The organism is Cohnella kolymensis (assembly GCF_000829465.1).
GTDB classification, from domain to species: domain Bacteria; phylum Bacillota; class Bacilli; order Paenibacillales; family Paenibacillaceae; genus Cohnella; species Cohnella kolymensis.
Genome location: NZ_JXAL01000003.1, coordinates 68,666 through 80,841 on the forward strand (window position 1 = coordinate 68,666; position 12,176 = coordinate 80,841).

The window sequence follows — 12,176 nt, forward strand, 5'->3', positions numbered from 1 at the left end:
AAAGGAGGGCAACCCCGATATGCCGGATTTTGAGTCGGAGAACAGGCTGCGGCGTATAGCCGGCTGCCAAGATCTTGAACAGCTGAAATCGATAAGAATTGCGGAACAGCAGAAGTTGGAGGAGGAACTGCACTCCTCGGACTCCCCGCTGCTGGTGAATCGCTTAAATAAGCTACACGACGGCATTATAAGCAAAGCTGTGCATCTGGCGGAAAACGACTTGGCACGGAAGGGGCACGGGGCTCCTCCCGTGCCTTATGCGTATTTGCTGTTCGGCAGCGGAGGCCGGTCGGAACAGACGATGCACAGCGACCAAGACAGCGGGCTTGTTTACGCCGACTCCTTAGACGCGGGCACCGCCGAACGATCCCGGACCTATTTTACTCAATTCTCGGAAGCTGTAGTGGACTCTCTTCTGTTCCTGGGTTACCCGCTGTGCGAGGGCAAGGTTCTTTCCTCCAATGCGGACTGGCGAATGACCTTAGACGAATGGCGAAACAAATTGGACGGCTGGTTTGCCGACCCGAGCTGGGAGAGTGTGCGGTATCTTTTAATTACGGCGGACGCCCGGGCGGTTACCGGCGATACCGGCTTGGCCGCGCAGCTTCAGGAGCATTTTTACAACGAGCTTGCTAATCATCCGTCGATTGCGGGGCGAATGCTGGAAAATACGCTTCGTCATAAAGTTCTGGTTGGATTCTTCGGGCAATTGCTGCCTGAGAGATACGGATCGGATGCCGGAACCGTGGATATCAAATATGGAGCCTACATTCCTATGGTTAACGCTTTCCGTTTATTAGCTGTAAGGGAGGGTATCCGGGCGACAGGCACCCTGGAGAGAATTGAAAAACTGCAGCAGGCACGCGCTTTGAGTTCCGAAGAGGCGGAGGAGGCGAGACAGGCGTTCGCCTTCGTGCTCAAAATGCGTTTGATCGGCAAAATAATTCCGGCGCAGCTTGGCAGAGAGCTGACGGTATCCCTTAAAGAGTCGCTTAAAGCAGGCCGAAAAATCCAATCGAAGCTGCAAGGGGAGATGAAGCACCGCTTCGGCGGGAGGTGACAGGAATGAAAGAGCCCAAAGCCCCGAACGGAATGGGGCGAATGTGGAATCTGTATAAGATGGGGGGATTCACTCCGGCGATTGCGTCCATGCTCGGTTCCTCCAACGCGCAGCAAATGGCGTTCATCCGTTCCATGTCCAGGGAGCAGCGCAAGGAAAGCTCATTGGAGCTGCCGCTGTCGGATATGGAAGCCGTAGTATTCGATCTGGAGACAACGGGTTTTAATGCTTACAACGGAGATGAAATTCTGTCTATCGGCGCTGTGTTAATTCGGGGTGACCGTTTGCAGGAGGCGGAACCGTTCTATCGATTGGTGAATCCGAAAAGAGCGGTGCCGCCGCACATCACGGAACTAACCGGAATTACGAATGATATGGTTGAAAATGCCGCGGATTTAATGAAAGGTTTGCACGATTTCCTGGATTTTGCGGGTAAAAGGGTACTCATTGCGCACGGGAGCGCTCACGACAAACAGTTCCTCAACGCAGCTCTGTGGCGTACGTCGAAAGTGGGTCTCACCCATCGGATGCTCGACACGATGATGATTGCCAAATGGCTGGAGCCTAAGGCCTCGCAATATGGATTGGACGAGGTTCTTGAGCGATACGAAGTGGCGGTCACCCAGCGCCACCATGCGCTTCACGATTCTTTAATGACTGCGGCTTTGTATTTCAAATTTCTGGAGATCATTACGTCGAGGCAAATGATGACTTTGGGAGAGCTGTACGCTTATTTAAGCAGACATTAGCCGTTAGACTCATCCCGCTGTGCCGACAAACGGACCCACTGCCGGCGCGAGTCCTTGCGGTAAGCGGTAACGGCGCCTCTCTCTCCAGCCAGGCTTACAACCCAATATGTACCCCATGGAGTCCATGCGCGTCCGTCTTCCGCGCTCGGCTCGACGCCGCCATCGGGGTGTGAATGAAAAATACCGACGATGCTTCGTTGGTTTTTTTCTGCTTCATAAAAAATGCCGATCCATTCCTCAGGGTGGAAGAAAAACGCATGGGAAGGGTTTGGAGCGGCGTTGCGAACGACTGCAAACCCTTCGGCGATAACCGTGTCGTTAACGATCGCGCCGTAAATCACGCCGCACGTCTCATTCGGCAGCCGTGAACGGCAAACGTCAATCAGATCGGCTTCCACACACGGTAAATAGGATACTCTCCGTATTTCGCTCATTCTGACGCTCCTCCGTCCCGCTGCTGTTACTGTTCCAGTATGCGGGATTTCGGAAGGCCAGACAACGTTACTGAACTTGCTTGTCCGGTTTCACCAGGAAAAATACCAAGCACAACGCGATTAACGATAAAATCGATACGGTAATGAACACCGTTTCATCCGAGATCCCCATCATCCAGCCGAACAAAGGCGGACCGAATGCGACACCGAAAAATCGCAAGCTGCTGTACAACGACGTGATCATGCCTCTCTCCGTTTTCTCCACGGCGCCTGTAATCATCGTGTTCAGACAAGGAAGCACCATACCGGTGCCGATGCTGCTGAATGTCAGCAATGTGATGAACCCGATCAAGTTGTTATTGAACCAGATCGCCAGTCCCAGCGCCACGACCATCATCGAGAGACCGATATTCATGAGCAAGCGCATGAGTACGCCGTTCTTCCGTATGACGCTGCCGGTAATGTACGCGGTAGTTACCATTCCCAGCAGAGGAATGGCGAGGATGAGCCCTTTGCGGACTCCGTCAATTGAGTGGGGAGGCTTCTCCAGAATATCGGACAGGTAGAAAAGAACACCGAACAAGATGAACAGCGCGAGGGATCCGACGAAAAACGAGGCAATCATCCATCTTCCGTGTTTCGCAAAAACCTTGCGAACATCCTTGATGTAGCCTTTCACATTCTTGGGTTCCTGGCGTTCGGGTTCTTTGAGTAGGAATATGACGGCCAGCAGAGACAACACACAGAACACGGGGAACGCGAAGAAAGGCGCATACCATACGATTAGAGCAAAGAGGGCGCCGAGTATAGGGCTCACAACTTTCCCGGAGCCGTTAGCGGCTTCGATCAGTCCAAGCGCCTGGCTTTCCGTGCCCTTCTTATATAGGTCGCCGACAAGGGCCATTGCGATCGGAGCCGTGCCCGCCGCACCTATGCCTTGTATGGCTCGAGCGGTAATCAGAGTCCCGTATGATTCCCATAACGCGCCGAAACCCGCCAATATCCCCGCACCGCCATAAATGATCAATGCCGGTATCATGACGGATTTGCGCCCGAATCGGTCTGACAAATATCCGGCAATCGGAATGATAATCGCTGCCGCCACGGAAAATAAGGTGATGACAAGGCTGCTCTGGAAACGGGTTATATCCATCGCACTTTGCATCGTGGGAAGGATCGGAACGAGCATCGAGTTCCCCAATACGAGCACCAACGGCACGGTTGCCAGGGCGGTGTACTCCCACGCTTTACTTTTACGTCCGCCTTTCGGACCGGTCCGCGACTTGGATTTGTTCGCGTGAGCGTCTTCGGAGGCCGTGTCGGTTCTGAAGCGGGCCCTGGACCTTTGATTGTCGTTCGTTGTTGTGGCGGACATGCTGCTCCTCCTTGTGGGCGAAATGCCGGAATAGAACAGCAATAATTTGCCCCCGGGCACAAGGCTGTATTCACCATTAGTCCCAATGTCCTGTTCCGCTGCGGCTGTCCTCGGCTAAGGTTAGTTGGAACGACAGGCAAAATTGCGTTAAGATGAAGGTAATATGACAACGCGGAAAGAGTGAGGATAGACTTGAATAGAAATGTGCTGATTCTGATCTTTGTCTTGATTGCGGTTGCAGGTGTTCTGGTGTGGAATGGAACGAACCGGAATGCCGCCGAGAATAAACCGGGAGCTGAAGTTACCGGCTCTCCTGCGGATGATAACCGGGCGGCCGCACCGAAAAAAGGCTCCCTGGCGCCCGCTTTGAATCTGTCATCGCTGGACGGCTCATCGTCATACAAGGTCGAGGGCAAGCGGGATAAGGTTCTGATCATCAATTTCTGGGCGGCGTGGTGCGGTCCTTGCGAGTTAGAGGCGCCTGACTTGAGGGATATTTACGACAAGTATAAGGATAAACTGGATCTATATGCGGTGAATGCGACGAACTTCGATAATGTCCGAGATGCCAAACTTTTCGTGAAGGAGCAGAAATTTGTGTTCCCGGTGCTTACGGATGCGAAGGGCAAGGCGGGTGAGGCGTATAAGGTTTACGCTTATCCGACGAGCTTCATTGTGGACATGGACGGAGTCATTCGGCAAAGAATCGATGGCGTGATTTCCCGGGAGCAGTGGCAAAAGTATTTGCAGGAACTGTTGTAACGACGCGAAAAAAGGCTTCGGAAACCGATGGCACCCATCGAGCATCCGAAGCCTTGTCCAAATTCGCGCGCTTAGTGATTCACCAAGCCCAAGGTTTCACGATTCATTGCTTTGATCGTGTCATTCTTTGCCATGCCAAGCAGCGCGTATCGAATGCTGTCAACCAAAGCTTCCCAGCTGGCCGCAATGACGTTCGAGGATACGCCGACCGTGCTCCATGTGTCTTTGAAGTCCGTCGATTCGATCAGCACGCGAACTTTGGCCGCGGTCGTATCTTTCTCGTCCAGCACGCGCACTTTGTAGTCGGTAAGGTGGATATCGCTGATGCCGGGATAAAACGGCTCCAGCGCTTTCCGAAGGGCGTTGTCCAGCGCGTTCACAGGACCGTTACCTTCAGCTACCGTGTACACTTGCTCGCCGCCGACCGTAATTTTCACGATCGCTTCCGTCACCACGGCGCCTGCGGTTTTCTCAACCATGATTTTAACGGAATCGACAGTGAAGACTTCCGTCGAATCTCCATAAGCGTCCCGGAGCAGAAGCTCCAAAGAAGCGTCGGCGCCTTCGAACTGATAACCCTGATGCTCCAGCTCCTTGATCCGGTCGATCACGCTGCGGGATTTCATACTGTCTGCATGAATATTCAGCCCCATCTCCTGAGCCTTGGACAGAATATTGCTTTGTCCGGCCAGTTCGGATACGAGCACTCGTTGCTTGTTGCCGACCAGCTCCGGCGAAATGTGTTCGTATGTTTTGGAATCTTTCATGATGGCCGAGACGTGTATGCCGCCTTTATGCGCGAATGCGGCGCTGCCACGTACGGCTGGTTAACCGCCAAATGTACATTCGCAATCTCGCTCACATACCGAGCGGCGTTGGTCAACATCTTGAGCTGATCATCCGTCACGCAGGAGTAGCCCATTTTCAGTTGAAGATTGGGGAGGATGGAGCACAAATTCGCGTTGCCGCAGCGCTCGCCGTAGCCATTGATCGTTCCTTGCACCTGGCGGGCGCCGGCGGAAATCGCGGCCAGCGTATTCGCCACGGCCAGCTCGCAGTCGTTGTGCGCGTGAATGCCGATCGGCGCGTCAATGACGGAGACGACACGGGAGACAATCTCGCTGATCTCGCCCGGAAGCGTGCCGCCGTTGGTGTCGCAAAGCACGATCCACCCGGCGCCTGCTTCCTTCGCCTTGTACAACGCGGCTAAAGCATACTCGGGATTCGCTTTGTAGCCGTCAAAGAAATGCTCCGCATCGAACAAAGCCTCCATGCCGCTATTCTTCACGAAGGCAAGCGATTCGTAAATCATCGCCAAATTCTCGTCCAGCGTCGTCTGCAACGCGGTATGAACGTGAAAATCCCAAGTCTTGCCGACGAGAGTCGCGGCCTGGGCGCCCGATTCAATGAGATGCTTCAGATTGACGTCTTGTTCGCAGGAGCTGTTCTTGCGGCGGGTGCTCCCGAACGCCGTCAACTTGGAGCGCAGCTTCAGTTCACGGATTCTGCGGAAAAACTCGATATCCTTGCTGTTGCTTCCCGGATTGCCTCCTTCAATATAATGGACGCCCAAAGCGTCGAGCTTGAGCGCAATTTTTTACTTTGTCCTCTGCGGTAAGGCTGATGCCTTCGCCTTGCGTGCCGTCACGCAGCGTTGTATCGAAGATAACTATAGATTTCGACATGGTTGAAGCGGGATGCCTCCTTCGAAAAAACAGGTGAAACTATTATAGCATGGCTATCCCGAAATGTTGAGTATGTTCTTCTGCCGGCTGCTGCCCGGTTTGGTATAATAGAGTGCGACTATAGGAGGTGGGCACGTGAGCGAGAGCAAGCGCAGAATCATACTTCATATCGACATGAACGCTTTTTACTGCTCCGTTCACGCCGCCGAGCAGCCGGAGCTGTACCGCGGCAAGCCTACCGCCGTGGCCGGAAGCGTCGAACTGCGCAAGGGGATCGTCGTTACCAGCTCTTATGAGGCGCGGGCCCGCGGGGTGCGTACGGGAATGACGGTCCACCAAGCGATGAAGGCTTGTCCAGAGTTGATTGTTATCTCACCCGATTTTGACCTTTATCGTAAATACAGCAGGGGATTTATGCGAATTGCCGGCAACTACACGCCGTTAATAGAGGCGGTGTCCATCGATGAATGCTTCCTCGATATCACGGGGAGTTCACAATTCGGCACACCGCTGGAGATTGCGGAGACGATCCGCAGGCGCGTGCTTGAAGAGCTGACCCTGCCCTGTTCCATCGGAGTTGCCCCCAATAAGCTGCTCGCCAAAATGGCCTCCGACATGCGTAAGCCGAACGCCGTCACTGTACTGCGCAGACGCGAGGTGCCGGCGCTGCTCTGGGGCAAGCCTTGCCAAACTTTGTACGGAGTCGGCTCCAAAACGGCGGATAAACTACTAAGGCTTAACATTCGCACCATAGGTGAACTGGCTGCCGCGGATGAACGGGTATTGACGGAGCGCTTCGGTGTTTATGGAGCGTGGATGAAGCAAGCCGCGAACGGCTTGGACGACGCTCCCGTCGAACCGCTCGCCGAAGATCCGAAATCGATCGGCCACACGACGACCCTTCCGGCGGATCTGACCGGAAGGGAGCAATATCGCCGGGTGCTGCTTAATCTGGCCGACCAGACGACAAGGCGTATGCGTCACCGAAGGATGGTATGTTCGACCGTGCAGATCTCGATACGGGATCCGGACATGCGCACCATTACGAGAGCATCCACGCTGAAAGTTCCAACCGACAGCCTCGAAGAAGTGTATGAAACTGCCTGCAGGCTTATGGATACTCACTGGAAGGCGGGAAATCCCGTTCGCCTGCTGGGAATCATCCTTCAGTCGCTGGCGCCCAAAGAGGAGACACCCGTACAGCTCGATTTATTCTCCTACGAGCAGAAGCCTAAACGGGACCGACTCGTAACGGCCATGGATCGGCTGCGGGACAAATACGGCGAGAACGCCGTTTTGACCGCAGGAATGCTGGGTGACGACCCTTCTTCGCTCATCCGGAATAAGAAAGCGCGGGGCACATCGCTGCAAAAAGACTTTCTGCGTGAGGCGTCGACCGGCGATGAGAACGATTATTAAGAACCGATCACGATCGATATGATCTGCATTTTCGTTTGATCTGCGCATGGTTTTGTATTATATTGAAATGTAGTGGACTAATACTATCGTATATGATGGAATGAACCTAGGAGGGTAATCGCTCATGGCTAAGTTTACTTACGTAGATAAAGACACTTGCATCGCATGCGGAGCATGCGGTGCGACAGCACCCGATATTTATGATTATGACGATGAAGGCCTTGCCGAAGTAATTTTTAAAGCAGACGGCAACCACGGCAACACCGAAATCCCCGAAGATCTTTATGACGATCTGCAGGATGCGTCTGACGGTTGTCCGACCGACTCCATTAAAGTGGCCGACAGTCCTTTTAATATGTAACGGATGTTTCAGCAACCCTTTCCCGGGCAGAGCGCCAGGGAGGGTTTTTTTTTATTGAAAGGAGAAGCCGTTGTTCCGATAATAAGAAATAGGGGTATTTTTTATTCGGAGGTGACGGCGTGGACAAGGATTCCAGAATCGAGCAACAGATCCGGCATTTTTATGACAGCGTTCCCAATGTTGACGATGCGCTGCCGCTCAAGGAGCACCTCCTTAAACATGAAGACAGCCGAATGGCGTGGTATTTGCTGGGCAAGCAGTATGAGGGGCAAGGGCAGCAAGCCAAGGCGGCTTATTGCTTCGGGCAGGCGGGGGAGATCTATGAAGCTTTCGAGGACAAGCCTGCTCCGAAGCTGCCCGATGAGCGGTCTGAAGTGCGCAGATCCCGTAAATCCCGAGGAGCCGGGTGGTTTATCGGATCGGCACTGATTCTGGCTCTCGCGGGTCTTGCCATTCTGCTTTTCGAAAATTTCAGTCCCGCAGAAGGAGGAGCTGGAGCTGTTGCGGATGAACGAGGGCAGTCGACAGGCAAGACCATATCCATCGTAAGGACATCCGGCGCCATACAGCCGAAAACTCCCGAGTATGGGATCGGAGCGCCAGACGTCATCGCAGGGATATCCGAACTGGACGGTGACGGCAGAAAGCAATTGAAGGAGTTTCTCACCGGATATAATCCGTCGCAGCGCGTGCTCGTTGTACGATCTCCGAAGGTCGGCAAGTGGACGGATTGGATAAAAAGCGGAAAGCCGGTCGCGTCTCTAACGCGAGAAGGCGATGAGAGCAAAGCTGAAATCATGTGGTACGATCCGAAATGGTGTGTATGTATCCCGCACGAATCGAAAGCGGTACAAACCGGTATGCGAGGATGGAAGCCTTTACAGGAGGAAAAGCTGCTGCTTAGTTCGGCAATGCTTCGTTACCGTCAGCGCACCGGGAAGTGGACGGACACTCCTGAGTCCTTGGCCGGAGCCTATCCCCGCAACACGATGGCCGGATGGACGGAAGCGATGACCGCTTGGTTCCATGAGTTGAAGACCGTCAAAGAGAGGAAACCGAGTGCAAACGCCGGGTGGCCTAGCAGCTCGGGACCGGCCGAAGGCGGCGGCACACCGGCAGCCTCATCGGCGAAATAACCGAGCAGCCGCTGACTGTGATCGTCGATAAATCCAATCACCGGCTGGCCGTGGTCAGCGGGAACGTGCTGCTGAGAAACTATAAGGTGGGATTAGGCGGGGACAGAACGCCGGAAGGAAGCTTCGTGATCAGCGAGAAGGTGCGCAATCCGAACGGCAGGTCCGACGGCGTATTCGGCAGCCGCGGCCTCGCTTTGTCGGACAGCCGTTACGCCATTCACGGTACGGATGAACCTGACAGCATCGGTACGGATGAATCTCTCGGCTGTATCCGAATGCTGCAAGAGGACTTGGAAGAGCTGTACGACCTCATCCTGCGGGAACAACCGTTAAAATAGCAAAAGGGGGTTTGCCCGTACAGCTGCGCACGCCTCCGGAACGCTTCCGGCTTCCGGCTGCACAGGACGAGACAAACCCCGGGAAAGTATACGACTGGTTAACATAGAGCACGAGAGCGCGGCGGCTGTTATACTCTCAAGGTCAGCAGCGTCGCCATAACCGCGACGATCACTCCAAAGCCACTCCGATCCAGATCAGCGCCTTCTTGTTCACTTGGTCTTTTTGCTTGTTGCGCTGTATGGCGGGTGGTTTCTTTTTGGCTGTGCTCATCATAATCAACCTTTCATCATTTGATTCGTCTTATATGAGTCCATTGTAATCGTTTTCGGCTCAAAATACTAGACAAGCAATGGCTGTTGAAGGGGCGTTACTCCCTTTTCTTTTCGGCTTGAAAAGGCTACACTGTTACTGGTTCGAACTGTGCGGCATCTACCGGTTGCTCGCAGCATGGAAAGGATGTTGAACGGTTTGTTGTACAAAATGGCGAAGCCCTTCCTGTTCCGTATGGATCCGGAAAAGGCTCATCATCTCATCGTCGACGGCTTGGGCGCCGCGGCGCGCGTTCCCGGCATGCCTGCGATTCTCTCCGCTCTATGGGGCACCCCGTACAGCCAGGAGCTGGCTGTCGATCTATTCGGTTTTCATTTCAATCATCCCGTGGGACTGGCCGCCGGTTTGGATAAGAATGCAAGGGCGGTGACAGGTCTATCCAGGATCGGTCTGTCTTTCATGGAAGTCGGTACGATCACGCCGAAAGCGCAGCCCGGCAACGAGCTTCCGCGGCTGTTTCGTCTGCCTGAGGATGAGGCTTTGATCAACCGTATGGGCTTCAATAATGAGGGAGCGGAGGCCATGGCCGAACGGCTTGGCAAGGCTGGCCGGCACCGAATTCCTATCGCAGTGAATATTGGGAAAAATAAGGCGACATCCAACGCTGAAGCTGCCGATGACTATCGCGCTTGCCTGCAGAAGCTGTATCCCTACGGAGATTTCTTTGTGGTCAACATCAGCTCGCCCAACACGCCCGATTTACGCGCCCTGCAGCATGGCGACGAGCTGCGGACGCTCCTCGACGCAGTAAAAGAGGAAATGTCCGAGCAGGCGGACAAGCATGGAGACATGCCGAAGCCGATCCTCGTGAAGATCGCTCCCGACAATACCGAGGAACAGCTCTCTTATATAGCGGAAGTCATTTCGCAAAGCGGAATGTCCGGTATCATTGCTACCAATACAACGATAAGCCGGGAAGGGCTGAAGCACCCGGACGCCGGGCAAACCGGCGGCTTAAGCGGCCGCCCGTTGACGAGCCGTTCTACGGAAGTCATTCGCACGCTTTATGCAATGACCCGCGGCAAGCTCCCGATCATCGGCTCCGGCGGCATCTTCTCGGCGGATGATGCCTATGATAAAATCCGCGCGGGCGCCAACCTCGTGGAAGTGTATACGGCGCTCATTTATCGGGGCCCGGGTCTGATGAAAGAGATACACCGCGGCTTGAAGTCGAGATTACAGCAAGATGGGTTCACCCGAATATCGCAAGCGGTCGGCGCGGATCATCGTTAGGAGGAATTCCATGGACGGAAGGGATTGGGGGAAGTTCCTGCTTCCTTATGAACAAGCGGTGGAAGAGCTGAAAGTGAAGTTTAAGGCGCTGCGTTCCGAGCTCAAAGCAAGGGATGAATATGCGCCGATTGAATTTGTGACAGGCCGTGTCAAGCGGATTTCGAGCATTCTTGACAAAGCGCGCAGGCTGTCCGTACCCATGGACCGGATCGATACCGATATCGAGGATATAGCGGGAATCCGCATCATGTGCCAGTTCGTGGACGATATTCATCGGGTAGCGGAACTGATTCGCCACCGTAAAGATCTGGTGCTTGTATACGAGAAGGACTACATTACGAACTTCAAAGAGAGCGGATATCGCAGCTACCATCTTATTGTGGAGTATCCGGTGCAGACTGCGCTCGGCTCCATGCCGGTGTTGGCTGAAATTCAAATCCGCACGTTGGCGATGAATTTCTGGGCGACAATCGAACACTCTTTGAATTACAAATATCGTGACCAGCTGCCGCCGCATGTCAGGGATCGTCTGCGCAAAGCGTCCGAGGCCGCATTCCAGCTCGATAACGAAATGTCGAGCATCCGGCAGGAGATCGTGCATGCGCAGCAGGATTTTGAAGAAAGCTCCGTCATCGTACGCAAGGTGCTGAACATGATTCAAGAGCTTTACTTTTTCCGCCGTATTCGCGAGGCGGCACAGTTTCAACTGAGATTTAACGAGCTTTGGGAGCAGAACGACATGTGGAGTTTAAGGGAGCTGTCCTTGGAAATTCAAGGAGCTCTTACGCGTGCCGCTAAGGATGGTGCCACCTGACATGGCCGACCGGCTGCGTAATGCCGACGCCCTGGCGGCGATGGCGGGCGACCCGCGTTATCTCGCGTTTATCGCACATTTTAACGGTGACCGGGACTATTTCGAATGCCATGAAGTGATGGAGGAGCTGTGGCTGGAGGAAGGGCGAAGCCCGCTGCTTCAAGGGCTGTTGCAGGCTGCCGTCGGATTGCACCATTGGAACAACGGCAACCTGTCAGGCGCAGTCAAGCTGATGACAGCATCGAGGCAGAAGCTGGGCAGGTACGGGGATCTGCTGCTGGGATTGGATTTGGCCGCATTGTGCCGCGATCTCGACATTTCGCTGCAGCGGCTGAAAGCAAGCACGCAGGACGTGCCGTTCCACGCTTTTGAATTGAAGGTCGTCGACGACCGGCTGAGGAAAGCGGTATCGCGGTTCATCGGGAGTCAGGGCTAAGTTAAACCCGCAAAAAAGCGGAACGGCGAGAGGCACTCCCGCG

General features: G+C 54.2%; 12 protein-coding genes and 1 pseudogene. 10 read left to right on the forward strand and 3 right to left on the reverse strand.

All coding sequences use genetic code 11. From position 1 onward, the window contains the following. The first annotated feature begins 19 nt into the window (after positions 1-19). Together SD71_RS04330 and SD71_RS04335 are read left to right on the forward strand one after the other, a co-directional pair. Positions 20-1,060, forward strand: a complete 1,041-nt coding sequence (locus tag SD71_RS04330; protein ID WP_041060164.1) for a DUF294 nucleotidyltransferase-like domain-containing protein — start codon at positions 20-22, stop codon at positions 1,058-1,060. A 5-nt stretch (positions 1,061-1,065) separates the two neighbouring features. After that, entirely contained in the window at positions 1,066-1,809 is a 744-nt protein-coding gene (locus SD71_RS04335; RefSeq protein ID WP_041060166.1) for an exonuclease domain-containing protein, read from the forward strand. On the opposite strand, the gene SD71_RS04340 is transcribed toward SD71_RS04335, so the two are convergent. Continuing rightward, entirely contained in the window at positions 1,806-2,243 is a 438-nt protein-coding gene (locus SD71_RS04340) for a M67 family metallopeptidase (RefSeq protein ID WP_041060168.1), read from the reverse strand. The two genes, SD71_RS04335 and SD71_RS04340, sit on opposite strands and share 4 nt — an antisense overlap. 67 nt (positions 2,244-2,310) lie before the next feature. Beyond that, positions 2,311-3,618: an MFS transporter gene (locus SD71_RS04345; protein ID WP_041060170.1), complete on the reverse strand. Its 1,308-nt coding sequence runs from the start codon at positions 3,616-3,618 to the stop codon at positions 2,311-2,313. A gap of 192 nt (positions 3,619-3,810) precedes the next feature. Between SD71_RS04345 and SD71_RS04350 the strand changes: the two genes are divergently transcribed. Beyond that, positions 3,811-4,380, forward strand: coding sequence for a TlpA family protein disulfide reductase (locus SD71_RS04350; RefSeq protein WP_041060172.1), 570 nt, complete (start codon positions 3,811-3,813; stop codon positions 4,378-4,380). A gap of 71 nt (positions 4,381-4,451) precedes the next feature. On the opposite strand, the pseudogene cimA reads toward SD71_RS04350, so the two are convergent. Further along, positions 4,452-6,065, reverse strand: a pseudogene (gene cimA / locus SD71_RS04355) (citramalate synthase). 135 nt (positions 6,066-6,200) lie between these two features. Between cimA and SD71_RS04360 the strand changes: the two are divergent. From SD71_RS04360 to SD71_RS04390, 7 genes are all read left to right on the forward strand, one after another. Continuing rightward, entirely contained in the window at positions 6,201-7,484 is a 1,284-nt protein-coding gene (locus tag SD71_RS04360; protein WP_082034033.1) for a DNA polymerase IV, read from the forward strand. Between the two features lie 124 nt (positions 7,485-7,608). Continuing rightward, positions 7,609-7,845 (forward strand): ferredoxin, encoded by a 237-nt coding sequence (locus SD71_RS04365; protein WP_041060176.1) that lies wholly within the window; start codon positions 7,609-7,611, stop codon positions 7,843-7,845. A 119-nt stretch (positions 7,846-7,964) separates the two neighbouring features. After that, positions 7,965-8,981, forward strand: coding sequence for a hypothetical protein (locus SD71_RS04370; protein WP_041060178.1), 1,017 nt, complete (start codon positions 7,965-7,967; stop codon positions 8,979-8,981). Between the two features lie 17 nt (positions 8,982-8,998). Beyond that, positions 8,999-9,319 carry a L,D-transpeptidase gene (locus tag SD71_RS04375; RefSeq protein WP_041060181.1) on the forward strand — a complete coding sequence of 107 codons (321 nt, stop codon included), beginning with the start codon at positions 8,999-9,001 and terminating at the stop codon, positions 9,317-9,319. Between the two features lie 469 nt (positions 9,320-9,788). After that, positions 9,789-10,883: a quinone-dependent dihydroorotate dehydrogenase gene (locus SD71_RS04380; RefSeq protein WP_200889560.1), complete on the forward strand. Its 1,095-nt coding sequence runs from the start codon at positions 9,789-9,791 to the stop codon at positions 10,881-10,883. Positions 10,884-10,893: 10 nt separating this feature from the next. Next, entirely contained in the window at positions 10,894-11,697 is an 804-nt protein-coding gene (locus tag SD71_RS04385) for a GTP pyrophosphokinase (protein WP_041060185.1), read from the forward strand. Between the two features lies 1 nt (position 11,698). After that, entirely contained in the window at positions 11,699-12,133 is a 435-nt protein-coding gene (locus SD71_RS04390) for a DUF309 domain-containing protein (protein ID WP_235426987.1), read from the forward strand. The last annotated feature ends 43 nt before the right edge of the window (positions 12,134-12,176 follow it).

Excerpts from the sequence above, each read along its gene's own strand:
- SD71_RS04330 (WP_041060164.1), top strand. The coding sequence starts at position 20 with ATGCCGGATTTTGAGTCGGAGAACAGGCTGCGGCGTATAGCCGGCTGC.
- SD71_RS04335 (WP_041060166.1), top strand. The coding sequence starts at position 1,066 with ATGAAAGAGCCCAAAGCCCCGAACGGAATGGGGCGAATGTGGAATCTG.
- SD71_RS04340 (WP_041060168.1), bottom strand. The coding sequence starts at position 2,243 with ATGAGCGAAATACGGAGAGTATCCTATTTACCGTGTGTGGAAGCCGAT.
- SD71_RS04345 (WP_041060170.1), bottom strand. The coding sequence starts at position 3,618 with ATGTCCGCCACAACAACGAACGACAATCAAAGGTCCAGGGCCCGCTTC.
- SD71_RS04365 (WP_041060176.1), top strand. The coding sequence starts at position 7,609 with ATGGCTAAGTTTACTTACGTAGATAAAGACACTTGCATCGCATGCGGA.
- SD71_RS04385 (WP_041060185.1), top strand. The coding sequence starts at position 10,894 with ATGGACGGAAGGGATTGGGGGAAGTTCCTGCTTCCTTATGAACAAGCG.
- SD71_RS04390 (WP_235426987.1), top strand. The coding sequence starts at position 11,699 with ATGGCCGACCGGCTGCGTAATGCCGACGCCCTGGCGGCGATGGCGGGC.